At 74.3% G+C, this 25,705-nt stretch carries 23 protein-coding genes; 7 read left to right on the top strand and 16 right to left on the bottom strand.

The genetic code is table 11. From position 1 onward, the window contains the following. The first annotated feature begins 78 nt into the window (after positions 1–78). The 3 genes from ACO229_RS08915 to ACO229_RS08905 all read left to right on the top strand — a co-directional run bounded on the left by ACO229_RS08915 (position 79) and on the right by ACO229_RS08905 (position 3,322). Positions 79–1,530 (top strand): tyrosine-type recombinase/integrase, encoded by a 1,452-nt coding sequence (locus tag ACO229_RS08915; RefSeq protein ID WP_423464610.1) that lies wholly within the window; start codon positions 79–81, stop codon positions 1,528–1,530. A 166-nt stretch (positions 1,531–1,696) separates the two neighbouring features. Further along, the gene (locus ACO229_RS08910) at positions 1,697–2,113 is read left to right on the top strand and encodes a YciI family protein (protein ID WP_423464609.1); all 417 of its coding nucleotides are present in this window, start codon (positions 1,697–1,699) and stop codon (positions 2,111–2,113) included. 39 nt (positions 2,114–2,152) lie between these two features. Continuing rightward, positions 2,153–3,322: an RNA polymerase sigma factor gene (locus ACO229_RS08905; RefSeq protein ID WP_423464608.1), complete on the top strand. Its 1,170-nt coding sequence runs from the start codon at positions 2,153–2,155 to the stop codon at positions 3,320–3,322. Here the strand turns inward: ACO229_RS08905 and ACO229_RS08900 are convergent. Then, positions 3,288–4,058 carry a MerR family transcriptional regulator gene (locus ACO229_RS08900; protein WP_423464607.1) on the bottom strand — a complete coding sequence of 257 codons (771 nt, stop codon included), beginning with the start codon at positions 4,056–4,058 and terminating at the stop codon, positions 3,288–3,290. The genes ACO229_RS08905 and ACO229_RS08900 overlap by 35 nt on opposite strands. 61 nt (positions 4,059–4,119) lie before the next feature. On the opposite strand from ACO229_RS08900, the gene ACO229_RS08895 reads away from it, so the two are divergent. Then, on the top strand, positions 4,120–5,352 hold the full coding sequence (locus ACO229_RS08895) for an erythromycin esterase family protein (RefSeq protein ID WP_423464606.1): 1,233 nt from the start codon (positions 4,120–4,122) through the stop codon (positions 5,350–5,352). A gap of 307 nt (positions 5,353–5,659) precedes the next feature. Further along, complete coding sequence (locus ACO229_RS08890) at positions 5,660–6,595, top strand: DNA-binding protein (protein ID WP_423464605.1); 936 nt, start codon at positions 5,660–5,662, stop codon at positions 6,593–6,595. Here ACO229_RS08890 and ACO229_RS08885 read toward each other — a convergent pair whose 3' ends face one another. Further along, positions 6,596–7,489 carry a virginiamycin B lyase family protein gene (locus tag ACO229_RS08885; protein ID WP_423464604.1) on the bottom strand — a complete coding sequence of 298 codons (894 nt, stop codon included), beginning with the start codon at positions 7,487–7,489 and terminating at the stop codon, positions 6,596–6,598. Positions 7,490–7,659: 170 nt separating this feature from the next. Here ACO229_RS08885 and ACO229_RS08880 point away from each other — a divergent pair, with 170 nt between their 5' ends. Next, positions 7,660–8,970 (top strand): CehA/McbA family metallohydrolase, encoded by a 1,311-nt coding sequence (locus tag ACO229_RS08880; protein WP_423464603.1) that lies wholly within the window; start codon positions 7,660–7,662, stop codon positions 8,968–8,970. On the opposite strand, the gene ACO229_RS08875 is transcribed toward ACO229_RS08880, so the two are convergent. The 6 genes from ACO229_RS08875 to ACO229_RS08850 all read right to left on the bottom strand — a co-directional run bounded on the left by ACO229_RS08875 (position 8,960) and on the right by ACO229_RS08850 (position 14,749). Then, a complete protein-coding gene (locus tag ACO229_RS08875) occupies positions 8,960–10,357 on the bottom strand; it encodes an MFS transporter (protein WP_423464602.1) in 1,398 nt (465 codons plus the stop codon). The genes ACO229_RS08880 and ACO229_RS08875 overlap by 11 nt on opposite strands. Before the next feature lie 14 nt (positions 10,358–10,371). Next, complete coding sequence (locus ACO229_RS08870; protein ID WP_423464600.1) at positions 10,372–11,211, bottom strand: ChbG/HpnK family deacetylase; 840 nt, start codon at positions 11,209–11,211, stop codon at positions 10,372–10,374. A gap of 34 nt (positions 11,212–11,245) precedes the next feature. Next, positions 11,246–11,803 carry a hypothetical protein gene (locus tag ACO229_RS08865; RefSeq protein WP_397417456.1) on the bottom strand — a complete coding sequence of 186 codons (558 nt, stop codon included), beginning with the start codon at positions 11,801–11,803 and terminating at the stop codon, positions 11,246–11,248. 283 nt (positions 11,804–12,086) lie between these two features. Further along, the gene (locus ACO229_RS08860) at positions 12,087–12,836 is read right to left on the bottom strand and encodes a hypothetical protein (RefSeq protein WP_423464599.1); all 750 of its coding nucleotides are present in this window, start codon (positions 12,834–12,836) and stop codon (positions 12,087–12,089) included. Between the two features lie 93 nt (positions 12,837–12,929). Beyond that, on the bottom strand, positions 12,930–13,595 hold the full coding sequence (locus ACO229_RS08855) for an FMN reductase (RefSeq protein WP_397417460.1): 666 nt from the start codon (positions 13,593–13,595) through the stop codon (positions 12,930–12,932). Further along, positions 13,592–14,749 carry an LLM class flavin-dependent oxidoreductase gene (locus ACO229_RS08850; protein ID WP_397430319.1) on the bottom strand — a complete coding sequence of 386 codons (1,158 nt, stop codon included), beginning with the start codon at positions 14,747–14,749 and terminating at the stop codon, positions 13,592–13,594. Before ACO229_RS08850 ends, ACO229_RS08855 begins: the two co-directional genes overlap by 4 nt. A 329-nt stretch (positions 14,750–15,078) precedes the next feature. Between ACO229_RS08850 and ACO229_RS08845 the strand changes: the two genes are divergently transcribed. Further along, positions 15,079–15,423: an RNA polymerase-binding protein RbpA gene (locus ACO229_RS08845; RefSeq protein ID WP_397417464.1), complete on the top strand. Its 345-nt coding sequence runs from the start codon at positions 15,079–15,081 to the stop codon at positions 15,421–15,423. Between the two features lie 104 nt (positions 15,424–15,527). On the opposite strand, the gene lnt is transcribed toward ACO229_RS08845, so the two are convergent. From lnt to ACO229_RS08805, 8 genes are all read right to left on the bottom strand, one after another. Then, positions 15,528–17,216: an apolipoprotein N-acyltransferase gene (gene lnt / locus ACO229_RS08840; protein ID WP_423464598.1), complete on the bottom strand. Its 1,689-nt coding sequence runs from the start codon at positions 17,214–17,216 to the stop codon at positions 15,528–15,530. Positions 17,217–17,251: 35 nt separating this feature from the next. Beyond that, positions 17,252–19,033: an amidohydrolase gene (locus tag ACO229_RS08835; protein WP_397430321.1), complete on the bottom strand. Its 1,782-nt coding sequence runs from the start codon at positions 19,031–19,033 to the stop codon at positions 17,252–17,254. 64 nt (positions 19,034–19,097) lie between these two features. After that, positions 19,098–22,019 (bottom strand): DEAD/DEAH box helicase, encoded by a 2,922-nt coding sequence (locus tag ACO229_RS08830; RefSeq protein ID WP_423464597.1) that lies wholly within the window; start codon positions 22,017–22,019, stop codon positions 19,098–19,100. 80 nt (positions 22,020–22,099) lie between these two features. Beyond that, positions 22,100–22,840 (bottom strand): twin-arginine translocase subunit TatC, encoded by a 741-nt coding sequence (tatC, locus tag ACO229_RS08825; protein WP_397417473.1) that lies wholly within the window; start codon positions 22,838–22,840, stop codon positions 22,100–22,102. Between the two features lie 36 nt (positions 22,841–22,876). Next, the gene (gene tatA / locus ACO229_RS08820; RefSeq protein ID WP_397417475.1) at positions 22,877–23,173 is read right to left on the bottom strand and encodes a Sec-independent protein translocase subunit TatA; all 297 of its coding nucleotides are present in this window, start codon (positions 23,171–23,173) and stop codon (positions 22,877–22,879) included. Positions 23,174–23,284: 111 nt separating this feature from the next. Then, positions 23,285–23,617: a hypothetical protein gene (locus ACO229_RS08815; RefSeq protein ID WP_397417477.1), complete on the bottom strand. Its 333-nt coding sequence runs from the start codon at positions 23,615–23,617 to the stop codon at positions 23,285–23,287. Between the two features lie 11 nt (positions 23,618–23,628). After that, positions 23,629–24,615 (bottom strand): helix-turn-helix transcriptional regulator, encoded by a 987-nt coding sequence (locus tag ACO229_RS08810; protein WP_397430324.1) that lies wholly within the window; start codon positions 24,613–24,615, stop codon positions 23,629–23,631. Continuing rightward, entirely contained in the window at positions 24,608–25,690 is a 1,083-nt protein-coding gene (locus tag ACO229_RS08805) for a helix-turn-helix transcriptional regulator (RefSeq protein WP_423464596.1), read from the bottom strand. The genes ACO229_RS08810 and ACO229_RS08805 overlap by 8 nt, the downstream gene beginning before the upstream one ends. Positions 25,691–25,705: the final 15 nt, after the last annotated feature.

Here is a 25,705-nt window from a genome sequence, read left to right as displayed (position 1 = left end):
GAGGACGCACGGCCCGTGCGACACGCAGGACCGACCTGCCGCCGCACCGCCACCGGCCACCCCCACTACGCTGCCCCCGTGGCGTACACCGAGCAGCGCACCGACTCCGCGGGCCGCACCGGCTACGTCGGCCGCTACCGCGTCGACGGGCGCCTGCGCAGCACCCGCCGCTTCACCGTGCGGCGCGAGGCGCTCGCGGAGGCCCGGCGTCAGGAGGAGGCGGGCAAGCACGCCGAGTGGATCGACCCGTCCGCCGGCCGCATCACCGTCGCCGAGTGGTTCGCGACCTGGCAGGAGGCCCGCGTGGACCGCGCGCCCCGCACGCTCGAGGCCGAGCACGAGCGGTTCCGGTCGCTGGTCGCGCCCACGTTCGGGGACCGCCCGCTGCGGCAGGTCACCCACGAGGACGTGGCCCGCTGGGCGGCGACCATGACCTCCCCCACCACCGGCCGGACCGCCTCGCCCGCCCGGCGGCGGGACGCGGCCCGGCTCCTGGTCGCCCTCCTCGACGCCGCGGTGGACGCTCGCCGGCTGCGCACCAACCCCGCACGGACGCCGTCGGGCAAGGTGCCGGCTCTGCCGCGGGCGCCGAAGACCAAGCCGCACCGGTACCTGTCCCACGAGCAGCTGCGCCGCGTGGCCGACGCCGCCTCCTCCCCCCAGACGCGCACGCTCGTGCTGCTCACGGCCCTGACGGGCCTGCGCTGGGGCGAGGTCAGCGCACTGACGGTCGCCGACGTGGACCCGCTGCGCCGCCGCGTGCGCGTGGACAAGGCCTACACGCGGCTGGACGACGGCACGCTGCTGCTCGGCGACACCAAGACCCACGCCCGGCGGGAGGTGCCGCTGCCCGCGTCGCTGGTCGAGGCGGTGGCCGCGCAGGCGGCGGGCCGGGGCGCCGGCGACCTGCTGTTCACCGGGACGCGCGGCGGTCCGCTGCGCCGGGAGAGCTTCGACCGGTCCGCCTTCCGCCCGGCCGTCGACGCGGCGGGCAGCGCCGTCCGCACCCTCCGGCAGGCCCTGGGCCTGCCCGCCGCAGGCCTGTACGACGACGGTGTGGTCGCCGCCGTCCGCCGTCTCCAGGCCGCGGGCGGGCAGCAGCCCACGGGTGTGACCGACCCTGCGACGTGGGCCCTGGTGGCGGCGGACGACCGGGCCCGGCAGACGATGACGCGCGGCGAGAAGGTGAGCCGCACCCGGCTGCTGACGGCGCTGTCGCGGACCACGCTCGCCCCGGGTGCCGAGGACTTCGACACGCTCACCCTGCACGACCTGCGGCACACCGCGGCGTCCCTGGCGATCTCCGGCGGCGCCACGGTCAAGGCCGTGCAGCGCATGCTGGGGCACGAGTCGCCGGTGCTGACGCTGTCCACGTACGCGGGCCTGTTCGAGGACGACCTCGACGCCCTGGGCGAGACCATGAGCGCGGCGTTCCAGGCGTCCGCCGTCCTCCCGGGGCCGGCCGACGACACACCGGGTACGGCGGCGGCGGTCACGCCGATCACGGCCGTGCGGAGCCGGGCAGGCTGACCGGGGCGCGCCCCTGACCGGCGCCGTCAGAGCATCGCGAACTTCTGCACCCGGATCGGTGATCCTGATGTCGAGAACCCGGCGACGGCTCCGTCCTAGGGTCGAGGGCGCACGAACCGCGTCCACGACGCAGGGTCCGCGGGGCCCGTGAACCAGGGAGACGACCATGGCGAAGTACCTGCTGCTCAAGCACTACCGGCGGTCCGGCCCGGAGTGGGTGCCCGGCACCGACGTGCCGATGGACGAGTGGAGCCCCGAGGAGATCACGGCCCACATCGACTACATGCGCCGCTTCGCCGAGAAGCTGACGCAGAGCGGAGAGTTCGTGAGCGAGGGCGCGCTCTCGCCGGAGGGCACGTTCGTCCGGTACGACGGCGAGGGCCGCCCGCCGGTGACGGACGGGCCGTTCGCGGAGACGAAGGACCTCATCGCGGGCTGGATGATCATCGACGTCGAGTCCCAGGAGCGGGCCTACGAGGCCGCGGCGGAGCTGTCCGCCGCACCCGGCGTCGGCGGACGGCCGATCTACGAGTGGCTCGAGGTGCGGCCGTTCCTCGGCGAGGACCTGACGATCTCTGAGTAAGCCGGCTGAGTGAGCCGGGCGACCTGAGGAGGGCTGGACGTGGACCACGACGCCGTGAACGACCGGGTGCGGACGCTGGCGCCGCAGGTCCTGGGCGTCCTTGTCCGCCGCGGAGCAGACTTCGCGACGGCCGAGGACGCCGTCCAGGAAGCCCTCATCGAGGCCGTGCGGCACTGGCCCGAGGACCCGCCGGACGACCCGAAGGCGTGGCTGCTGCGGGTGGCCGGCCGCAAGCTGATCGACCTGCAGCGGTCCGAGGCGGCCCGGCGGCGCCGCGAGGAACGGGCGGGTGACGAGCCGCCGCAGGGCCCCACCGAGCAGTCGGACGACACGCTCCTGCTCCTGAGCCGCTGCTGCCACCCGGCGCTCAGCCCGGCGTCGGCGATCGCGCTGACGCTGCGGGCCGTGGGCGGGCTGACCACGGCCCAGATCGCGCGGGCGTTCCTGGTTCCCGAGGCCACGATGGCGCAACGGATCTCCCGGGCCAAGCGCACCATCACCGGCGAGCGGTTCGACACACCCGGCGACGTCCGCGCGGTGCTGCACGTGCTGTACCTGATCTTCAACGAGGGCTTCACGGGCGAGATCTCGCTGGCGGACGAGGCGATCCGGCTCACGCGGCAGCTCGCGGTGTCCTCGGCGGTGCGTCCGGAGGGTGCGGACCCCGAGATCGCCGGGCTCCTGGCCCTGATGCTGCTGCACCACGCACGACGGGACGCCCGGTACACCGCCTCGGGCGAGCTGGTGCCGCTCGACGAGCAGGACCGGGGCCGCTGGGACACGGCGATGATCGCCGAGGGCGTCGACGTGCTCCAGACCGCCCTGTCCCGCGACCGCCTGGGCCAGTACCAGGCCCAGGCGGCGATCGCCGCCCTGCACGACGACGCGCCCAGCGCCGCGGAGACCGACTGGCCGCAGATCCTGCAGTGGTACGACGAGCTCGCCGCGCTCACGGCCAGCCCCGTCGTGGCGCTCAACCGGGCGGTCGCCGTCGGGCAGGTGGACGGCCCGCGCGCCGGCCTGGCCGCCCTGGCCGACGTCGACCCGGGGCTGTCCCGGTGGGACGCCGTGGCCGCGCACCTGTACGAGCGTGCCGACGACATCGAGCTGGCCGTGAGGCACTACACGGCCGCCGCGGACCGGACGACCAGCGCCGCCGAGCGCACGCACCTGATCAAGCAGGCGGCGCGGCTGCGAGCCGGCCGGTGACGGCTGCCCCGTCGGTCGAGGCGAGATAGGCCTCCAGGGCGGCGGCCCCGGCCAGCAGCGCCCGGCCGCGAGCGGTGAGGCGACCCTGCCACTCGTCCAGGGTCGCCGCCAGCGGTTCCAGGCCCCCGGCGGTCCGCACCTGCTCGATGAGCGGGACGATCTGCTCCAGCAGGTACCCGCCACGGCGGAGCTGGTGGGTCAGCCGGGCGTCGCGCACCGCGGCGGCGTCGTAGACCCGGTACCCGGTCTGCGGGTCCCGTCGCGGACGGACCAGGCCCGCGCGCTCCCAGGTACGCAGGGTGGCGGGCCGGATCCGCAGCCGGGCCGCGAGCGGACCGATGAACGTGTCCTGCGGCTCGGTTCGCGGGATCGGCCGGGCGGACGGCGCGCCGTCCAGGTCGCGCAGGGCGTCCTCGACGGCCCGCAGGGTCCGCCGGTCCTCCAGGAGCAGCGCATGGCTCTCGTCGATCAGCCGGTACGCCTCGCCGACGGCGCCGTCGTGCACCGCACGCAGGATCGCGGCCGCGACCTGGTGGCCGTGGCCGGGCACCAGGGCGAGGAATGCGCGCAGCGCCCGCGCGTGCCGCGGGGTGTACACCCGGTACCCCGCCGGTGTCCGGTCGGCGGCCGGCAGGATGCCGGCGTCCTCGTAGTTGCGCACCGCCTGCGTGGACAGCCCGTGCCCGCGGGCCAGATCGACGGGCCGCAGCCGTGCACCCGTTTGAAGGTTCTGCACCACACTCGGCTCCGTTCTGCGGCAAGGTCTCAACCGAGCCTTCAACGATACCGTTGAGGGAATGGTGAGAGACATCGAGCACACCGTTCATCCCGTCGACGCCGCCTCCCTGCTGGCCCTCGTCCCCGGCCCGCCACAGGTCCTGGCACTGGGCGAGCCGACGCACGGCGCGCAGGACCTGCTCAGGTTGCGCAACACCCTGTTCCGCGAGCTCGTCGAACAGCACGGCTACCGCACCATCGCCCTGGAGACCGACTGCCTCGCGGGTCTGCTCGTGGACGACTACGTCACGACCGGCCGGGGCGACCTCGACCACGTCCTGGCCCACGGCCTGAGCCACGACTGGGGTGCGTACCTCGGCAACCGCGAGCTCGTGCGCTGGATGCGCGCCCACAACGACGGACGCCCCGCCGCGCAGCAGGTCCGCTTCGCCGGCGTCGACGGGCCCCTGGAGATCTCCGCGGCCGCCAGCCCGCGCGCGGCCCTCACGGCGCTGCACGACTACCTGGCCGCCCGGGTGGACGCCGACCTGCTGCCCTGCACCGCCGACGTGCTGGACCGCATCATCGGCCCGGACGACCGCTGGACCCAGCCCGCCGCCATGACGGACCCCACCCGATCGGTGGGGCAGTCCGCCGAGGCCAGGGAGCTGCGCCTGCTCGCGGACGACCTGGCGACCCTGCTCGACACCCACGCCCCGCAGCTCCTGGCCGGCTCCACACCGCAGGAACGGGATCGCGCCCGCCTGTACGCGCGTACCGCGACCGGCCTGCTGCGCTACCACTTCTGGATGGCCGACCCGTCACCCGCGCGCATGACCCGCCTGCTCGGGATCCGCGACACCATGATCGCCGACAACCTGCTCGCCCTGGCCGGACGCAGCCCCGTGCTGGTCAACGCCCACAACAGCCACCTCCGGCGGGGCCGCAGCACCCTGCGCATGTGGGACCACCCCCGGCTGGAGTGGTGGGGTGCCGGCGCGCTCGTCGACGCCCGGCTGGGCGACCGGTACACGTTCGTGGCCACGGCGCTCGGGACGCTGCGCCACCAGGGCGTGGACGTCCCGGAGCCGGACACCGTCGAGGGACGGCTGTACGCGCTGGACCGGGACCGGCTGCTCGTGGACGCGCCCGGGCTGAGGGTCGCGCTCGGGGACGAGACCGCGGGGACCGGCACCGCTCGCCCGGCGCTCGCCGCCCGGACGTCTCCCTGGTTCGGGTACGCGCCCCTGGACCCGGCGCGGCTCACGGACCAGGACGGCATCGTGTTCCTCCGCGACGTGGCCGAGGGCTGAGCAGAGCGTCGCCGAGCGCGACCGGGCGGTCGTCCCCGCGCGGCCCCGCTGGATCGCACGTGGATCCACCGCTCACTATCTGCTCCCTGTGTGCGCAGTAGCGCTCCCCGGAGCGCGATCAATCGTTGATAAATAGCCGCTCTCAACCTCAGTGCGCACCCGCTTCAGGAAAGCGGGTGCGCACTGTGTGGGATCGAAAGTAGGCGTAGTATTGTCGTACTACGCCTACTACTACGCGGGCGAACGATCCTCTGCGGAAAAGAACCGCGGGGATGCGCCGGCGGACCGATCGAGACGGAGAAACGACGTGCGGGACAAGGAACGCGTCTTCCAGGCTGCCGACACCCTCGTGGCCGAGGGCGCCACGGTCACCGTGACGAGCGTGCGCGAGCGCGCCGGCTGCTCCAACGCGGCTGCGACGAAGTACCTGCGCGAGTGGCGCGAGGAGCGGGCTGCGCAGGACGAGGCGCGGTCGGCCCTCCCCGACCTGCCCGCCACCGTCAGCGCCCTCCTGTCGAGCGGCATGGACGCGCTGTGGCGGGCCGCGGTCGAGGCGGCCCGCGCGGAGCACGAGGCAGCGGCCGCGGCGTCGGACGAGGCGCTGACGGCGGTGGTCGGTGAGGCGGACGCGCTGGCCGCCCGTGTGGACGAGGCGGACGCCGAGCTCGCACAGCTCCGCGCGGTGCTGGAGACCGCACGCGAGGCCGTCGGGACCGCCCAGGAGGAACGCGCCGCGGCCGAGCGGGAGCGGGCCTCCACCCACGCGACGGTCGCCCGGCTGGAGGCCGAGCTCGCCGACACGCGCTCCGCGCTGGCAGCGACCCGGGACGAGCTGGCCCAGGAACGAGCCGCCGTGACCGCCGCCGAGCGTGCCCGGGCGGCGGCCGACGCAGCCCGGGCCCAGGCGGACGGGGCCGCCGTCGGGCTGCGCGAGTCCCTCGCCGATGTGCGCACCGCGCTGGAGGCCGCCCGGGACGACGTCACGCGTGCCCAGCACGACCGGGCCGCGGCCGACACCGCACGGGCGGCCGCGGAGGCGGCGGCCGCCCGTCTGGAGGGCGAGCTCGCCGCTGCCCGCGACGCACTGGGCGCGCTGCGGGAGCAGGTGACGGAGGCCGAGCGGTCGCGTGCGGCCGCGCTCGCCGGTCAGGCCCAGGCGGAGGGCACGGCGGCAGGCCTGCGGGAGGCCCTGCAGGCGGTGGAGACGGCGGCGGTGCGGGACCAGCCGGCCGTGCGGGACTAGCTAGCGCCCGAGCCGGGCGACCCCGCCGGACTCCAGCGCCGCCCACACCGCGCCGTCGGGCCCCACGGTGATGCCGTGCGGTTCGGAGGACGGCGTGGGCAGGTCGTGCTCGCTGACCTCGCCGTCCGCGGTGATCCGGCCGATCCGGTTGCCGCCCCACTCCGTGAACCAGCACTCCCCCGGCCCGGCCGCGACGACGGCGTGCGGCTTGGCGTCGCGGTCCGGCAGCGGGAACTCCTGGACCGCGCCGTCGGGCGTGATCCGGCCGATCTGCCCCGCCGCGATCTGCGCGAACCACAGGGCGGACCCGTCGCTGGCGATACCCACGGGTCCGGAGGCCGGCGTGGGCAGGGGGTGGATCGTCATCTCGCCGCCCACCGTGACCCGGCCCACCGCGTTGGCCTGGTTGAGCGTGAACCACAGCGCGCCGTCCGGGCCCGTGGTGATCGCCGACGGCATGCCGCCCGCGACCGGCACCTCGACCTCCGAGACACGGCCGTCGGCGGTGACCCGGCCGATCCGGTCGGCGTTCATCTCGGTGAACCACACGGCCCCGTCCGGGCCGGGCGTGATCCCGTACGGGCCGGCACCAGGCGTAGGGACGGCCACGGACCGTGCCGTGCCGTCGGTCGTGATGCGGCCGATCCGGTGGTCCTGGGACCGGGTGAACCACAGCGCGCCGTCGGTCCCCGCCGTGATCACGAGCGGCATGCACCCCGCGGAGTCCAGCGCGTGCTCGGTGACCGCCCCGTCGGGGGTCAGACGCGCGATCCGGCCGGTCCGGGCCAGGGTGACCCAGAGGGCGCCGTCCGGTCCGGAGGCGATGCCGTACGGGCCGGCCTTCGCGTCCGCCACGGCGATCTCGGTGACGGCCGGGGCTTCGGAACGGTGCACTGCTACTCCCTGCGGACGAGGCGGACGGGGCAGGGACAGGCCCGAGGCTGGAGCGCCCGCGCGTCGTCGTCCGCCCTGGGCGGTCACCGCACCCTGCCTGGCGGACGACGGCGGCGCAACCGCACCCGCCGGACACGTGCCCTGCCCGGCCCCGGGATAGCCTCGGGGGCGTGACCCGCGAGCAACGCCGCCTGAGGCTCTCGGTCGACGACCAGATCGAGAACCGCTACCTGGAGGTCCCCTTCGAGCTGCCGTCCGGCGGCGTCACGCGCCTGGAGGTGACGCTCGACCACGACCGGGACGCCGCGGTGATCGACCTCGGCTGCCGCGACCCTGAACGCTGGCGCGGCTGGTCGGGCGGGGCCCGGTCCCGGTTCGCGATCACCCCCGGCGCGGCGACGCCCGGGTACGAGCCCGGCGAGCTGGTCGCCGGGCGGTGGGCGGTGGTGCTCGGCCTGCACCGGATGCCGGCCGAGCCGGTCGACGTCACCGTCACGATCGCGACCGGCGTCGACGCGGGCAGGGTCGAGGCCGAACCCCCGGCGCAGGCCCCGGCCGCCGGACGCGGCGACCGGGGCGGGACCCGGCTCGGGCGCGACCTGCCCGCACCCGCCGGGCTGACCTGGTACGCGGGCGACCTGCACGCGCACACCACCCACTCCGACGGCACGCTGAGCATCGCCCAGCTCACCGCTGCGGCAGCGGGCCGGGGCCTGGACTTCCTCGCCGTGACGGACCACAACACCGTCTCCCACCACCCGCACCTGCCCGCCGTGGCCGCGACCTACGACGTGTGCCTCCTGCCCGGCCAGGAGGTGACCACGCACGCGGGTCACGCCAACGCGTTCGGCGACATCGGCTGGGTCGACTTCCGCCGTCCGGCGGCGCAGTGGCCGGCCGACGTCGAGAGGCGCGGCGGGCTGCTGTCGGTGAACCACCCGGTCCAGGACGACTGCGGTTGGCTGTACCCGGTGCGGACCGGGTACCTCCAGCTGTGGCACATCTCGTGGTTCCTGGACCTGACCGCCACGGGTCCCTGGGCGTACCTCCGAGCGCTCGGCGGCGCCACCCACCCGGCCTCCGTGTCCGGAGGGGGACTTGAACCCTCACGCCGTGAACGACCCGTGCTCCTGGGCGGCAGCGACTTCCACACCCCCGACCAGGGATTCCCGCCCGGCACGCCCACCACCTGGGTCGCGGCCGAGGACCGCACGCCCGAGGCGATCCTCGACGGCATCCGCCACGGGCGCACCGCCGTCAGCCGGTTCCCCGGGCCGGGCGAGCCGGTGCTCGTGCGGGTGGGCGAGGACCTGGTGGCGATCGACGCGGACGGCACCGTCCTCGTGGAGGGGCTGCCCGCCGGCGGGCAGGACCGGCGTCGCCGGGTGCGCGGGGACCGGGTGTCCATCTCCGCACCGCCTCATCGCGGCCCCTACCGCCTGGAGGCGCCGGACCGGACGCTGCTCGCGATCAGCGCGTGACCGGCCCGGCGTCCGGTGCGGCGTCCGGTGCGGCGTCCGGTGCGGCGTCCGGTGCGGCGTCCGGTGCGGCGGGCAGCCGGATGAACCGCGAGACCACCGTGCCGAGCAGCAGCAGCGCGAACGGGTACACCGACAGGTACACGCGGAACGCCTGCCCCGGGTCCGGCCCGGGGTCGGCACCCGACCGGTACCCGAAGAACACCGCCAGGGACAGCACCGCTCCCGCCGTCACCAGCGCGTTGAGCCGGCCCAGCACACCGAACGCCGCCAGGAACAGGCCGCTGCGGTGCACCCCGTGCCGGGCGGCGTCCGCGTCGAGCACCCGGGCGATCACGAGGTCGTTGGTGGCGAGCACCCCGGAGTACCCGACCGCCACCGCGAGCCCGGCGAGGATCCCGGTGAGCAGGTCCGTGGCGAAGTAGAGCGGCACGAACCCCACCGCGGCCACCGGCAGCGCGAGCCGCCACGTCCAGGCCGCGCCCTTGCGCCGCACGACGCCGGCCCACACGCCCAGCATCCCGATCGCCACCACGATCACGACGAGCTGCAGGATGCTGGCGTCCAGCGCCGAGCCGCCGAGCGTGTGGTCCACGTAGAGCTGCAACCCGCCCAGCACGAGCGCCATGGCCGCGCCGTAGCAGGCGTTGACCACCCCGACCGTCCAGAACTGCGGCGTCGACAGGACCTGCCCGATCGACCGGAAGAACTGCGGGCGCGGCTCCGCGTCCAGCGCCGGGTCCTCCCGCACGCCGAACGCTGTCCACAGGATCACGGCCGCCGCCACGACCCCGAACACCACCGCCAGCCGCCCGTACCCGACGGCCGAGCCCTCCGGTCCCAGCACGCCCCGGGCCAGCACGGGTGTCAGGGCGAGCGCGACCACCAGCGCCACGAGCTGGGCGCCCTGCCGCACCGCGTTGGCCGTGGCCCGGCGCCGCTCCTGCGTGAACAGCTCCGGCAGCAGCGCGCCGTAGCTGGCGTTGATCAGCGAGTCCGCCATCTCGGTGGTGATCGCGAACACCGCGAACCACACCACCAGCCCGACCGCGGAGTCGGCCACCGGCCCCGGCACCGTGAACAGCGCGATCGTGGTGCACGCCAGCACCACCGCGCCCACCACCAGGTACGGCCGACGCCGCCCCCACCGGGACCGGGTGCGGTCCGACAGGTACCCGAACACCGGGTTGTCCAACGCGTCGAGGACCCCGTAGACCGCGTAGACCGTCGCGTAGACGGCCGCGTCCAGACCGAGCAGCTCCACGTACACGTAGAACATCGAGCCCTTGACCAGGTTGATCGGCAACGACGTGCCGAACATGCCCAGCCCGTAGCGCAGCGGCGACGTACCCGCTCCCCGCGGCGCGTCCTCCGCGTCCTGGGCCTCCACGCTCGTGAGCCTACTCACCACCGTCCGACCAGGTCGATGCCCTGCCGCTCGATCTCGCGGGTGAAGACCGGGTCCCCGAGCAGCCGCAGCTCCCACGTCCGCTTGCGCCACCAGCCGGCAGCCGCCGCCCGCAGCCGCGGCGTGTCCGGCGCGGGGTGCAGGAAGATCTCGCTGGTCCCCTCGGGCAGACGGCCCAGCAGACGCAGGTAGTGGTCACGCAGCGCCGGGTAGTCGCCCGCCTCGGCGTCCCCGCCGCGGTGGGTGGCGATCACCCGCGGCAGACGAACACCGGCGGCGTCGGCGGCTGCGACGGCGCCCGCGTGCCGTGCACGGACGTCGTCGCGGGCCAGCAGGGGGTCGCCGTCGCCGTACAGCTCCAGTCCGCGGGGCAGCCGGAACGCCAGCCCCCGCCGCGCGCACACCCCGATGGACTCCGGGAGGTAGGACCGGCCCAGCAGGCCGTACAGCGTGCCGCGGTGGGAGTCGAGACGGTCGGGGGCCGGCAGGCCGGCCGCCGCGGCGGCGCGCGCCACGGTGTCGGCCTGGGTCGTGATCCGGTCGGTGACGTCGTCGAACCCGCCGTCGGGCTCCGGTTCCGGCAGCGTCACGTGGACACCGGGGGCCACGCCGGTCCCGGCGCGGGCGAGCAGCCGGATGATCCGGTCCACGCCGGCCGCGCCGACCACGGCGTCCCGGGGCTGCCCGTCCGGGACGCCCGGCGGCTCCTCGGTGGTGCCGGTGGCGATGACGCCCACCGCCGTGAGCGGTGAGCCGGCCAGCAGGGCCGCGATCTCCCGGTCGGCGTCGGGGTCGGTGCCGGCGTCGTCGGCGGTGAGGACGAGACTGCGCGTCATGCGCCCAGTCTGGCCCAGGTCACGGGGCGCACGGTCAGGCGCGGCCGATCACGCCCGTGCCGAGCACCCCGCCGACCTCGCCGAGCTTCACCTCGAGCTCCCACGGGGTCGTCACCTGCGGGATTCCCGCCGGGACGCACGTGGCCGCGGCGGTGTACAGGGTCAGGCTGGCGCCCAGCGTGTCGGCATGCCACACGCCGGGACCGACGATCTCGAACTCACCCGGCCCGGTGCGGTGCAGCACCAGCACGTACTCCTGTCCGTCGCGCAGCACGGCGGGCCGGCCCTCACCGGGTGGCACCGTCCGTGATCCCATCTGCGTGACGGCGATACTCGCGTTCCGGGCGACGGCGCCCAGCAGCACCTTGCGCAGCCGCAGCTCGGTCCGGGTGTACGGCACGCGGTCCACGACGTCGACCTGCGCCTCACCGGCCTGCACCAGCGCGACGACGTCGGCGTCGGCGACGAGCTGCTCGACCGTGTCGTAGTGCTCGGCGGCGGGGATGTCCGCCGGGCGCACCGCGGCGACGCAGCCGACCAGGAGCAGGGACGCGACGAGCGCGCCGACCAGAGCTGCTGCCTGCCGTCGCATCGTTCGTCCCGTCCCGTCGTCCGGCGCCCGCGGTGCCCCCTCGGTATGAGGGAGCGGCCGACCCCGGTGCGTGGTGCACCCGGCGCTGTGCCACGCACCGCCGTGCAACGAATGCTTCCGTGTTGCGGGAAGGCGGGACAAGGGTTTGCAGGGGCGAACGAGCCCGCGCGGCGGCGCTACTTTGCCACGATGTGAAAAGACGTGGGGAATCGGGTGACGCCGCCCGGGGTCCGGGGTGGTAGGGCCCTCCTGGTGTCTGCCACGCGGAGCGGTGACAGGTGGGTCAGGCGGCGTGCGTCTCCGCGATCGCGCGGACCAGGCCCGAGGTGGAGATCGAACCGGTGCGGTACCGCTCCACGGCGCGCAGGAGAGCGTCGCCGACGTCTCGCGGCACGCGCGCGGACCGGGTGGCGGGGTGCCAGATCTCCCGCTCGAACACTGCGGTGCGCCGGGCGGGTCCGCGGAACAGGCGGCCGGCGAGCGGCGGGGGTGCCTGGAAGGACGGCTGGAGGGACGGCTGGAACGGTGCCTGCACCGAGACCGCGTGCGGGACCTGGTGCGGGACAGGCGGCGCGGGCGGGGGCGGGGGCACGGGACGTTCTGCGGAGGGAATCTCCACGGCTTCCCGGGGTGCGGCGGGCTGCGGCACGGGCGGTGCGGGCACCGGTGGCACCGGTGGCACCGGTGCGGCAGGTGCCGGTGCGGTTCCGGCCGGCCGGGCCGCGAGGCGGGAGGCCCGGTAGCGGGCGCCCGGGTCCCAGCGGAGGGTGGGCAGGGTGCGTGCCGTCGGCCGGACGCCCGTGGCCGCGCGTCGTGGGGTGGGGGTCTCGCTGGTCTCGTCGTCGACGGCAGCGGCGGCGGTGACCGGCTCGGTGACCGTCACGTCGTCCGCGACGGCGGCCGCCGACCGGGCTTTCTCGGCCTGCTCGGCGTGCGCCGCGCGCAGGGCCGCGACGATCCGGGCGACGCGGTCGGTGCCGGCCTCCTGGTACGGCGCACCGTCGGGGACCGGGTTCTCCGTACCGACTGCCATGGCCGCGCTCCCTCACCCTCGCCGCGGTCCCGACCGCCGGGACCGATGTCCCTTATGTTCCCTGCCTGGTCCGGGGCGTGCAAGCCCCGGGGCTCAGTCCCCGCCGAGCATGTCCAGGAAGCTGGGCGTGCCGGCGAACGGGTCGGCGGGCTTGGTGTGCTCGCCGCGTGCGGCGAGCAGGCCGGCCAGGGCCCGGCCGGCCCGTTCGATGCGCTCGGGCAGGGAGCTGCCGCCGTCGTGCTTCTCGCCGCCGGCCTGCGCCCAGTCGTCCGTGGCCGCGAAGACCGAGGTGGTGACGACGTCGGCCCGCAGGTAGGTGAACAGGGGGCGCATCGAGTACTCGAGCGCGAGCGAGTGCCGTGGTGTGCCGCCGGTCGCGCCGAGCAGCACGGGCATCCCGGTGAGGGCGTCCTTGTCGAGGATGTCGACGAACGACTTGAACAGCCCCGAGTAGGTGGTGGTGAACAGCGGGGTGACGGCGATGACGCCGTCGGCCCCGGTGATCGTCTCGATGTCGCGGGCCAGGTCCCCGGTGGGGAACCCGGTGAGCATCGCGTCGATGATCGCGTGGCCGTGGTCGCGCAGCTCCACCATCTCCACGTGCCCGTCGTGGCCGAGGGCGGCCAGCTCGCGGACCGTGGCGTCGGCCAGGCGGTCCGCCAGCAGGCGGGTGGAGGAGGGCTGGCCGAGCCCGGCGTGCACGACGGCGATCGTGCGGCCGGACTCGGGGCGGCCCGCCTCGACGTCAGGGGTGGTCACGAGACGACCTCTTCCGCGCGACGGCCGGTGAACTCGTCCCCGCCCTCGCCCACGTGGGTGGCGGCGGTCTCGCCCTTGGCCCGGGCGGCCGCGACGCGCTCGGCGTGCGTGGGCGGGTTGGCCGGCACGTCGGCAGGGAGCTTGGCGGCGGCGATCTTGCGCAGCTCGGGCACGACGTCGGAGGCCAGCAGGTCGATCTGCTCCAGGACGGTCTTCAGGGGCAGCCCGGCGTGGTCCACCAGGAACAGCTGGCGCTGGTAGTAGCCGACCTCGTCGATGAACGTCCCGTACCGGTCCACGACCTGCTGCGGGGAGCCGACCGTCAGCGGCGTCTCGCGCGTGAAGTCCTCCATGGAGGGGCCGTGCCCGTAGACGGGCGCGTTGTCGAAGTAGGGGCGGAACTCGGTCCAGGCGTCCTGGCTGTTCTTGCGGATGAACGCCTGCCCGCCGAGGCCCACGATCGCCTGGTCGGCGCGGCCGTGGCCGTAGTGCTCGAACCGCTGGCGGTAGAACTGCACCATCTGCTTGGTGTGGCTCATGGGCCAGAAGATGTTGTTGTGCAGGAACCCGTCACCGTAGTAGGCGGCCTGCTCGGCGATCTCGGGGCTGCGGATCGAGCCGTGCCACACGAACGGCGGCACGCCGTCCAGGGGGCGCGGGGTCGAGGTGAAGCCCTGCAGCGGGGTGCGGAACTTGCCCTCCCAGTCCACGACGTCCTCGGTCCACAGCTTGCGCACCAGGGCGTAGTTCTCGATGGCGAGCGGGATGCCCTGGCGGATGTCCTGCCCGAACCACGGGTAGACGGGGCCGGTGTTGCCGCGGCCCATCATGAGGTCCATCCGGCCGTCGGAGATGACCTGGAGCATCGCGTACTCCTCGGCGATGCGGACCGGGTCGTTGGTGGTGATCAGCGTGGTCGCCGTGGACAGCGTGATGTTCTTGGTCACGCCGGCCAGGTAGCCGAGCATCGTCGTCGGGCTGGAGGCCACGAACGGCGGGTTGTGGTGCTCACCGGTGGCGAACACGTCCAGACCTGCCTCGTCGGCGTGCTTGGCGATGGTGAGCATCGCCTTGACGCGCTCCGTGTCGTCCGGCGTGCGGCCCGTGGTCGGGTCCGTCGTCACGTCGCTGACACTGAAGATCCCGAACTGCATGATGTCGTGCTCCCCTCAGGTTGTTTCATGCATCTGCATGAACATCCGCCTCAACCGGGTGGTCGCGTCGATTGTTCCCGCCCCACTCCCCCGCCCCTGCCGCGACGTACGTGAGATCGCGCACATCAACGCCCAGTTTGCCCGGAGTGCGCTTGCGAGCGCACCTGCGACGCGTAGCCTGATCAGGCGGCGCGAAGATCGTCGACGTCCCACGGCGTCGACGGCCGCTGTCGATGCCCGGCCGGGAGCCGGAACATCACCGAGGGTCCCTGCGTTGGCTATACGGACCTTTTCCCGCCACCCATCCCGACAACCCTCTGGAGGACAACGTGCCCGACCGGTCCCTGCGCGGTATGAGCATCGGTAGTAAGAGCATGGAGTCCGACGAGGGCGTGGACTTCGCCCCTCGGTTCCAGGCCTACTACGACTGCCCCAACGGCCACACCATCATCCTGCCCTTCGCCACCGACGCGGACGTCCCCCCGATCTGGGAGTGCCGCTGCGGCGAGGAGGCTCTCCTGCGCGACGCGGAGAAGCCGGAGCCCAAGGCTGCCAAGCCCCAGCGCACCCACTGGGACATGCTGCTGGAGCGCCGCACCGTCAAGGAGCTCGAGGACCTGCTCGACGAGCGTCTCGAGCTGCTGCGCGCCGGCAAGCTGCGCCGCTCGGCCTGACGTCGCGGCGCCCCCGGCGCCATGGCACGGACGACACGACCGCCGGCCCGGACCCACGAGGTCCGGGCCGGCGGTCGTCTCATGTCCGGCTACCGCTGCTCCGGCTACCGCTGCGCGGCCTCGCGCACCCCGCGGTCCCGGCGCCGCGCCCCGATCCCCCCGACCACACCCGCCACGACCAGCACGCACGCGAGGCCGCCGACCACCCAGCCCGGCCAGTACCCGGCCGCCACCGCCGGCGTGACCGTGGACCGCAACGGCAGGTTCGCCACGAACTCGTCCGCCGTGAACAGACCGGACCGGCGCACGACCGTGCCGTCCGGCGTGATCACGCCCGAGACACCCACCGTCGAGATCTGCACCGTGGCCCGCCCCGTCGTGATCGCCTGCACCCGCGACATCGCGAGCTGCTGCGTCGACTCCGCCGTGAACCCGAACGACGCGTTGTTCGTCGGCACCACCAGCACCTGCGCGCCCTGACGCACCGCGTCCCGGACGATCTCGTCGTACGCCACCTCGAAGCAGATCACGGTGCCCAGGCGGTAGTCCCCCTGCCCCAGCCGGCTCGGCACGTCCACGTACGGCGGATTCACCCCGGCGATCATGTCCGTCGTCACCCGGTCCACCTGGTCCGACAGCAACCGCAGGACCGACCGCATCGGGATGTACTCACCGAACGGCGCCGGGTGCTGCTTCGCGTACCGGCCGATCACCCCCTGACCCGCCTGCCACAGCAGCGACACGTTGTACCGGCCGCCCGTCTCGGGGAACTCCTGCGCCCCCACCAGGATCGGCGCGCCCACCGCCGTGGCCGCCGCGTCGAGCCCGCGCGCCACGTCCGGCGCCGTCTGCGGGTCCAGGTCGCTGCCGTTCTCCGGCCACAGCACCACGTCCAGCTCGCCCGCGAAGTCGCCGGCCAGCGTGTACGTGCCCTCCAGGTGGTTGTTCAGCACCTCGGCCCGGTTCGCGAACGCCCCCAGACCCGGCTCCCCCACGTTGCCCTGCACCGCCCCCACCCACAGGGTGCCCTGCTCGGCCACGTCGCTGCCCGCGTCGTACACCTCCTGCCCCTCGGGCGTGCGGACGGGGCCGGCGCTCGCGGACGTGGGCAGCGGGAGCAGGAGGGGGGCGAGCGCGACCATGGCGCCCAGGGTCAGGACGCCGACGGCGTGCCCCACCTCGCGGGGTGCGGTGCGTGTCCCGGGTGTGGTCCCGGCGCGGGCGGTGCGCCCGGCCGCGCGGACCAGGGCCGCGACCGCGAGGGCGAGCAGCGCGCCGGCGAGGGCGACCAGGAGGCTCACGGCGACGGTCCCGCCGAGCCAGGCGGCGCGGCCGGTCGGAGCGGGGGCCATCGCCCAGGCGAGGCGCCCCCAGGGGAACCCCCCGAACGGGATCTCGGCGCGCCACTGCTCGACGGCCACGTAGAGCACGGCGAACGCGGCGGCCAGCCGCCAGCCGCGCCGGCGCAGGAACCGGGCGCGTCGCACCCAGGTCCACAGGGCGCCGAACCCGGCCAGGAACAGGGCCTCGACGCCTGCCACCGCGATCCAGGGGACGGTCTCGGTGGACTCGTGCGCCCACCACAGGTGCGGCAGGAAGAACGCGAGCCCGAACAGGAGGCCCATCAGGGCGTTCCACCAGGCGTGGTCCCGCCCGAGGGCCCAGTACAGGACGGCGACGGCGACGAACGCGGCGGGCCACGCCCCGGCGTCGGGGAACGCGGCCCACAGGACGAGGCCTCCGGTCACCGCGAGGAACAGGGAGAGCAGCCGGGAGGGCTCACGCAGGCGCACGACGGCAGCCTACCCGCGGCGCGGTGCCGGGCCGCCTAGAAGGTGTCGTGGAGCACGACGCCGGCGCGCAGCGTGTGCAGGCACTCCGGTTCCGGGGCGTCGGGCGACAGGTCGGGCAGCAGGGGTGTGCCCGCGCGGGCCTCCTCGCTCCAGGAGGACAGGCGGCCGGGCGCTGCCTGGACGCCGAGCTGTTCGGCGCGCCAGACGGCCAGGTGCGCGGGTGCGCCGACGCGCAGCTGCCCGGCACCGGTGTGGTCGAGGCCGGCCAGGCGCCATCCGCCGCGGGTGTGGGCGCGGAACGCGGCGCCTGCCGAGATCCGCTGCTCGGGGTCCTCGTGACCGGTGGCGGCACGCACGCCCTGCCACGGGTCCACGGGCGTGACGGGGGTGTCCGAGCCGAAGGCGAGCGGCACCCCGGCCTGGGCGAGGTCGGCGAACGGCATGAGCGACCCGGCGCGGCTGGCGCCCAGCCGGGTGGCGTAGACGCCCTTGCTGCCGCCGAACGCGGAATCGAAGGCGGGCTGCACGGACAGGCCCACGCCGCGGACCAGGAGCGCGGCGAGCGTGGTCGCGTCGACGAACAGGGCGTGCTCGATGCGGTGGTGCCCGGCGCGCACGGCGCTGTCGCCGGTGATCTGTGCGGCAACCTGCAGCCCGAGGACCATCTCGTCCATGGCCCGGTCGCCGATGACGTGGAACGCGCCCTGCACGCCCGCCTCCTGGACGGCCGCCAGGTGGTGGGCGATCTGGTCGGCGTTGAGGTACAGGTTCCCGGTCCAGGGCGTGCCGTCGGGGTTGGTCAGCACCCCGCTGAACGCGGCCGACGCCGGGTCGGCGGGCAGGTCGGAGTACGGGCTGCGCAGCGCGGCGGTGCGTGACCCGATGGAGCCGTCCACGTTGAGGTCCCCGCCGATGCCCGCCAGGAACGGCAGCTCGGCGAGCAGGGCGCGTGCGTCGTCGGCGGTGCGGCACAGCTCGCCGCGGTAGGCGGCCAGGTGCGGCAGGGCGGTGACGCCGGGGTCCGTCAGGGCCGCGGCGAGGGTCTCGTCGCTGGTCAGAGCGTGCAGCTCGGCGAGGCCGGCGCGGGTGTCGAGGTGCTCGCCGCTCATCTCGTGCACGGACACGACGCCGCGCGCGGCCCAGGCGGCGAGCGTCTCGCGGTACAGGCGGGTGCGGTGCTCGGCCGTGAGCGTGTGCGCGACGGCGCGCACGGTGTGGTGCAGGTCCGCGGTGACCAGGCCGGTGTCGGCGGGGGCGTCGGACCAGCCGGAGCCGGACATGCCGGCGCCCGTCCACGCCGGGTCGTGCTCGATGCCCGCGCGGGCGGCCATCGCGGTGGAGACCACCGCGGAGTGCACGTCGACACGGGCCGCGTACACGGCGCGTGTGCCGCAGGCGGCGTCGAGCTCGGACCGGGTGAACGCGCGTCGTTCGGGCCAGGCCTGCTCGTCCCAGCCGAACGCGAGCAGCACCTGCTCGCCCGACGGGTCGGACGCCTCCAGCCGTCGCGCCCGCCCGTGCAGCACGGCCAGCGCCTCCCCGAGGGACCGCACTCCCGCGCCCGCGCTCAGGTCCACCGAGTCGGCGGCCAGGCCGGTCTCCAGCACGTGCGCGTGCGCGTCCACGAACCCGGGGGTGACCAGGGCGCCGTCCAGGTCGATGACGCGGTCGGCGCGGGCGGCCAGGCCCGCCGCGGTGTCGTCGGCCCCCACCCAGGCCACCACGCCGTCGTCGACGAGGATCGCCTCGGCGAACGGGTCGGCGGCGGAGTGGACGACACCGTTGCGGTACAGGATGGATCGGACAGGCTGGCTCACGGTCGGAACTGTATGCGATCCGACCCTCCGGCGCCCTGGTCAGGCGGGTGATCCGGAGGACTGCTCACAGGCTCGAGTAGGCCACGACCCCCCGCAGGACCGCGTCCTGTGCCTTGCGGGCCGCGGTGCGCAGCTTCTCCGACGGCGCCGCGCCACCGAGCTGGTCCAGCACGTCCACGACCTGCTTGCACCAGCGGACGAAGTCGCCGGCGGCCAGGTCGGAGCCGCGCAGCACGCTGTCCAGCCCCTTGCCCGACGCCCACCGGTACATCGCGCCGACCAGCCCGAGGTCGAGCGGGCCGGTGGCGTCGATGCCGTGCGCCTCCTCCAGGTCGTCCACCTCGGACCACACCCGCTGGGTGTCGTCCAGGACACCTGCCAGCCGGCCGGTCGGGCCGCCGGGGATGTACGGGTCGGGGGCGTCGTCACGCCGCCCCTGGTACACGACGGTGGACACGACGGCGGCCAGTCCCGCCGGGTCGAGACCGTCCCACACGCCGCGGCGCAGGCACTCGGCCAGCAGCAGGTCGTTCTCCGCGTACAGGCGCCGCAGCCACCGGCCGTCGTCGGTCACCCTGACGCGCCCGGCCCCGTCGCTCTCGGTCCGCTCCAGGTACCCGAGGGTGAGCAGCACGTCGAGGGTGCGGTCGAAGGTGCGCGCGATCGACCCGGTGCGACCCTCGACGCGCCGCACGAGCTGGTCGTGCTCCCGCTTGAGCTTGTTCCACCGCTCGGCCCACCGGGCGTGGTCGTCACGGTCGGGGCAGGCGTGGCAGGGGTGCGCCTTGAGAGCCTTGCGCAGCCGGGCGAGCTCGGCGTCGGTCGCGGCGTCCGATCGGCGCCGGGCCTGGGTGCCGCCGCGGGCGGCCCGCCCGGACCCGATCGGGCTGCTGGTGCTGTGCGCGGAGGGCACGTCGTCCGCCATGGCGCCCAGCGCGTTGCGCATCGTGGAGACCAGGTCGCGGCGCGCGTCCGGCTTGCGCGGGTTGAACGACTTGGGGATCTTCACGGTGGTGACGGTCTCCAGGCCGTCGGGCGCGTCGGCCAGCGTCAGCTTCTTGACCTGCCGTTCCTGGGTGAGCACGGTGGGGCGGGGCCCGTCGAACCCGCCGGGCTCACCCGGGTCGAGCACGAGCACGTAGCCGCGCCGCCGCCCGGAGGGCACCTCCACCACGTCGCCACGCCGCAGCTTCTCCAGGGACGCGACGACCTCGGCCCGCCGGGCGCCGGTGGCGGCCCGGGACAGCTCGCGCTCGCGGTCCTTGATGGCGCGGCGCAGGTCCATGTACTGCGCGAAGTCGCCGACGTCGCAGGCCATCGCCTTGGCGTACCCGTCGAGGGCCTCGGCGTGCGCCTGGGCCTGCTTGGCGAGGCCGACGACGCCGCGGTCGGCCTGGAACTGCGCGAACGACGTCTCCAGGACCTCGCGGGCCCGGTCGCGGCCGACCTGGGCGACGAGGTTGACGGCCATGTTGTAGGTGGGCCGGAAGCTGGACCTGAGCGGGTACAGGCGCTTGGACGCCAGGCCCGCGAGGGCCACGGGGTCCAGGGCGGGGTGGTCGACGACGACGGCGTGTCCCTCGATGTCGATGCCGCGCCGGCCGGCCCGCCCGGTGAGCTGCGTGAACTCGCCGGGTGTGACGGGGACGTGGCTGGTGCCGTCCCACTTGACGAGCTTGTCCAGCACCACGGACCGGGCGGGCATGTTGATGCCCAGGGCGAGGGTCTCGGTGGCGAACACGACCTTGACCAGGCCGCGGGAGAACAGGTCCTCGACGGTCTCCTTGAACACGGGCAGCATGCCGGCGTGGTGCGCGGCCACGCCGCGGGCCAGGGCCTGCGACCAGGACCAGTACCCGAGCACGTCGAGGTCCTCGGGCGGGATCGCGGCGGTGCGCTCCTCGACGACGGCCCGGATCGTGGCCTCCTCCTGCGGGCTGGTCAGCCGCAGCCCGGCCTTGAGGCACTGCTCGACGGCGGCCTCGCAGCCGGCCCGGGAGAACACGAAGTAGATGGCGGGCAGCAGCCCGTCGGCGTCGAGCCCGTCGATGACGACGAAGCGTGGCGGGGTGCGCCGGGCGGGCCCCAGGTCGCTGCCGTGGCCGCCGGTGCGGCGTCCGCCGGGGCCGCGGTAGCCGCGGTCGCCCCGGCCGCGGTACCCGCGCCCGCGACCACCGTGCTCCCCGGGGCGGGTGCCGCCCCGGCCGGACCGGAACGCCGCGGACAGGTCGGGGTTGATGGGCGGGCTGGTGCCGGGGTCGGTCGGGTCCACGTGCCCCGCGTACAGGTCCAGCAGGCGCGGCTTGCCGCGCGGCTCGGGCGAGGACATCAGGACGTGCTGCCACAGCGGCACGGGCCGGCGCTCGGAGACGACGACGGCGGTGTCGCCGCGCACCATCTCCAGCCAGTCGCCGAACTCCTCCGCGTTGGACACGGTCGCGGACAGGGAGACGAGCTGCACGTCGTCGGAGAGGTGGATGATGACCTCTTCCCAGACCGGGCCACGGAACCGGTCGGCGAGGTAGTGCACCTCGTCCATGACGACGTACGCGAGCCCGTCCAGCGTCGAGGACCCGGCGTAGAGCATGTTGCGCAGCACCTCGGTGGTCATGACCACCACGGGTGCCTCGCCGTTGATCGTGGTGTCCCCGGTGAGCAGGCCCACGTTCTCGGGCCCGTGCCGGCGCACCAGGTCGGCGTACTTCTGGTTGGACAGGGCCTTGATGGGCGTGGTGTAGAACGCCTTGCGGCCCGAGGCCAGCGCCAGGTGGACGGCGAACTCGCCCACGACCGTCTTGCCCGCACCGGTCGGGGCGGCCACCAGGACACCCCGACCCTGTTCGAGCGCCTCGCACGCCACGACCTGGAACTCGTCGAGGTCGAACCCGACGACCTCCCGGAACGCGGTCAGCTCGGGGTGGTCGGCCGCTGAACGGCGCTGGGACCGGAAGGCCGTGTACCGCTCGGCAGGGCTCAGGTCGTTCATGGGGCACAGCCTACGGTCCCTGTATGACAAACCCGTGTGACACCACACGGGTCGTCACACGGGTTAGTCGCACAGGCTGGTCAGACCTCCGCCGCCTCCAGGCGCCGCTGGACACGCCTGTCGTGCAGCAGCGCGACGCCGACCGCACCGAAGTACAGCACGCAGATCGGCAGCGCGACCAGGATCATCGTCAGGGCGTCCGGCGTCGGCGTGATGATCGCCGCGAACGTGAACGCCACGAGGATCGCCCACCGCCAGCCGCCCAGCAGCCCCTTGCCGGACATGAGCCCGGCGAAGTTCAGGCCCACCAGCAGCACCGGTGACAGGAACGCCAGCCCGAACGCGATGAGCAGCCGCATCACCAGCGACAGGTACTCCTGCGCGTTGGTGAACGCGGTCGCGCCGTCGGGCAGGAACCCCGACAGGATCTGGATCGCGTGCGGGAACACGAGCCAGGCCATGTAGGCGCCACCGAGGAACAGCGGGAAGGCCGCCCCGACGAACGCGTAGGCGTACTTGCGCTCGTTCTTGTTCAGGCCCGGCGTGATGAACGCCCACACCTGGTACAGCCACCACGGGCAGGTCAGGAACACGGCCAGGAACAGCGACGACTTGATCCTCAGGTCCAGGGCCGCCATCGGCCCGGCGAAGTTCAGCGTCATCTCGTTGCCGCGCATCTCCTCCGCCACCACCAGGGGGCGCTGGAGCAGCACCAGCAACGGGTCGTACAGCAACCAGCCGGCGACCGCCCCGACCACCAGGCCGAGCGCGATCAGGACGAACCTCTTGCGCAGCTCGAGCAGGTGCTCGAGCAGTGGCATCCGACCGTCGGACGCCCGCCTCGTTCGTGCCACCGGTCAGGCCTTGGGGATGTCGCGGTCCCTGTTGTCGATCAACCCGGGAGTCGAGCCGGAGCCCGTGCTCCCACCCGGGGTCGCGTCCGGCGAGTTGCGCACGACCTTGTCGTCCACGGCGTGGGTCGCGGCGTCGTTGCCGTCCTGGCGACCGTCGTCGCGCATGTCCTTGATCTCCTTCCTGAAGATCTTCATCGACTGGCCCACGCTCTTGGCCAGACCCGGCAGGCGGGTCGACCCGAAGAGCAGCAGGACGACGACGAGCAGGACGATCCAGTGCCACGGCTGCATGGCGCCCATGGTGAGACTCCGTTCGGCTGAGTGCGGTGTTCAGGCCGATCCTATGCGTGATCGGCCGCGTGATGGTAAGCCGACCCCGACGACCGGCGGATGACGGCCCGGTGAACGCCCTCAGTCGTTGAAGTGTTTCCACTTCTGCCACGTCGCCACGTGCCGCGCCCGCCGCGCCTCCCTGCGCTCTCCGCGAGCCGCCCGCTGCGCGTTCACCCGCTGGTAGTGGATCGTCACGTCGTCGAACAGACTCGGACCCGCGTGCTGCGTGCTCGCCGCCTCCCGTGCCTGGTCCGCGGCCTCCTGCAACCGGTCCGCCGACTCGGCGAACCGGGCCGAGGCCCGGCCCAGCTCCTCCAGCAGACCCTTCGCCGACCGCCACAGAGAGCGCGCCAGGAAGAATGCTCCGACGAGGCTGCCCGCGATCAGCAGGGCCCACACCCAGAACCACATGGTCGCCCAGCCTAGTGCGGATCGGGCGAGAAGGCTGCCCTGTACGCCTCCAGCGCCTCGCGGGCCGCCCCTGCCACGTCGCGCGCCAGCTCCGGCGGCGACACCGACCGCACGTACGGCCCCAGCTGGATCAGCGTGCTGCGCAGCCAGCCCGGGTTGGTCACCCGCAACGTCACCTCGAAGTCCCCGTCGGGCAGGTTGCGCACCGACTCCACCGGGACCTCCTCCGCGAACCACCGGGCCCGCGGCGCGAACCGGATCGTCGCCAGCGGTGAGGAACCACCCGCGAACAGGGCCGCGAAGTCGATCTCGGCGCCCACCCCCGGGTGCTCCTGCACGGGCACGTCCAGCTCGACCGCGTCCAGGATCCGGTCCACCCGGAACGTGCGCGGCGCCCCGGCGCGGTAGCACCACGCCGCCAGGTAGGCGAACTCGTCCTGCGTGTGCAGCCGCACCGGGTCCACCTCCCGCTCGCTGACCACGTCGGACGACGTCACGTACCGGATCCGCAGCCGGTGCCCGGCCGCCAGCGCCGCCGAGATCACCGCCACCACCTGCCGGTCCCCACCCGGCGCGAGGCGCACGTCCACGGCGCTCGCGGCCTCACCGGTGGCGTCGGTCAGCTTGCGCAGCGCGGACTCGACGACGGCGGACCGGGCCGGGTCGGCCTGCACGGCTCCGGTGGCCTTCATGGCGCGCAGGGCGGCGACCAGTGCGACGGCCTCGCGGGTGCCGAGCCGCAGGGGCCGGGTCATGCCGCGTGCTTCGGTCAGGTGCACCACGCCACGGTCGATGGACGCGGCGTCGAAGTCGATGAGGTCGTCGGGCCAGTACCCGGGGGTGCCGGACACCCACAGGGCGTCGACGTCCTTCTGGATCTGGGCGGGGGTGGTCCCGAACCGGCGGGCGAGGTCCTCGACGGGGACGGGTCCGGCGCCGTCGAGGTAGGCGACGATGCCCAGCAGCCGCAGGAGGCGGTCGTCGGCGCGCTCAGCCACGGGGCACCTCCGTGCTCCCGGCGGGGGCCAGGGCCGCTGCCGCGGCCAGCCGTCGCAGGGTCTCCTCCCGGACCGGTTCCGGTTCCAGGACGATCAGTGCCGCCCCGTACCCGGCCGCCTCGGACGCCATGCCGCTCAGGGACCGGAACGGCACCTCCAGGACGTCCCACCCGGTGGCGTCCGCGCCGTCGCCGGCGCCGGGCAGCCGGTCCAGCCAGGTCCGGCGGTCGCCGTCGGGCACGGGCTTGGCGCGGGCGCGCAGCGCGCCCGCACGTTCGGGGCGGACGGCGACCACGGCCTGACGGACCTCGCCGTGCGCCTTGCCGAGCATCACGTCCGTCTCGAAGTCGGGGATGTCGTAGGCGCCCGTGGGGCCCGTGATCCGTACCCGCGACTCGATCCGGGACAGCCGGAACACGCGCGGTGCCTGCCGGTCGCGGTCGAACGACATGAGGTACCAGCCGCCGTCGCGGGCCGCGATGCGCCAGGGTTCGACGTGCCGGGTGCGGACGGTGCCGTCGTACGCGGCGCGGTAGCTGAACGTGACGGTGCGGCGCGCCTCGATCGCCTCCATGAGCGGCCCGTACGCGTCACCCACGGCCCGCACGGAGGGTGCCAGCCCCGCCAGCGCGTCGGCCGACGGGTCGCCCGCCCCCGCGGCCCGGAGCTTGACCAGGGCACGGTTGATGTCGGTCTGCAGGGTCTTGTCCTGCCAGAACTGCGCGGCCAGCGACAGCACGCCCAGCTCCGCCGGGGTCAGGTCGATCGGCGGCAGCGCGTAGGCGTCCTGGTCGATCCGGTACCCGAGCTCGTCGGTGTGCCCGCCGGTACCCACGGTGACCACGGGGATGCCCAGGGCCCGCAGCATGTCCTTGTCCCGCTCGAACATCCGCTCGAACGCCTCGTCGCTGGGCGCGTCCGCGTACCCGGCCACGGCGGTGCGCACCTGCTGCTTGGTCATAGCCGCGTTCGTGTTCACGAGCGCGATGACGAGGTTCAGGAGGCGTTCGGCCGGGTTCAGGGCCGCGCCGGCGGGGGCACCGGGGCCGGCTGTGGAGGACGGGTCGCTGGACATCAGGACAACGGTAGC

It is taken from the genome of Promicromonospora sp. MS192, from assembly GCF_049532985.1.
GTDB lineage: Bacteria > Actinomycetota > Actinomycetes > Actinomycetales > Cellulomonadaceae > Promicromonospora.
Note: the sequence above shows the minus strand (reverse complement) of the source record. Positions and strands in the feature narration are given on the sequence as shown.

Bases quoted from the DNA above. Each gene is read 5' to 3' on its own strand.
- ACO229_RS08870 (WP_423464600.1), bottom strand. From the start codon at position 11,211: ATGACGCGCAGTCTCGTCCTCACCGCCGACGACGCCGGCACCGACCCC.
- ACO229_RS08850 (WP_397430319.1), bottom strand. From the start codon at position 14,749: ATGCAGTTCGGGATCTTCAGTGTCAGCGACGTGACGACGGACCCGACC.
- ACO229_RS08910 (WP_423464609.1), top strand. From the start codon at position 1,697: ATGGCGAAGTACCTGCTGCTCAAGCACTACCGGCGGTCCGGCCCGGAG.
- ACO229_RS08830 (WP_423464597.1), bottom strand. From the start codon at position 22,019: ATGAACGACCTGAGCCCTGCCGAGCGGTACACGGCCTTCCGGTCCCAG.
- ACO229_RS08895 (WP_423464606.1), top strand. From the start codon at position 4,120: ATGGTGAGAGACATCGAGCACACCGTTCATCCCGTCGACGCCGCCTCC.
- ACO229_RS08860 (WP_423464599.1), bottom strand. From the start codon at position 12,836: ATGGCAGTCGGTACGGAGAACCCGGTCCCCGACGGTGCGCCGTACCAG.
- ACO229_RS08865 (WP_397417456.1), bottom strand. From the start codon at position 11,803: ATGCGACGGCAGGCAGCAGCTCTGGTCGGCGCGCTCGTCGCGTCCCTG.
- tatA (WP_397417475.1), bottom strand. From the start codon at position 23,173: ATGGGCGCCATGCAGCCGTGGCACTGGATCGTCCTGCTCGTCGTCGTC.
- ACO229_RS08805 (WP_423464596.1), bottom strand. From the start codon at position 25,690: ATGTCCAGCGACCCGTCCTCCACAGCCGGCCCCGGTGCCCCCGCCGGC.
- ACO229_RS08815 (WP_397417477.1), bottom strand. From the start codon at position 23,617: ATGTGGTTCTGGGTGTGGGCCCTGCTGATCGCGGGCAGCCTCGTCGGA.
- tatC (WP_397417473.1), bottom strand. From the start codon at position 22,840: ATGCCACTGCTCGAGCACCTGCTCGAGCTGCGCAAGAGGTTCGTCCTG.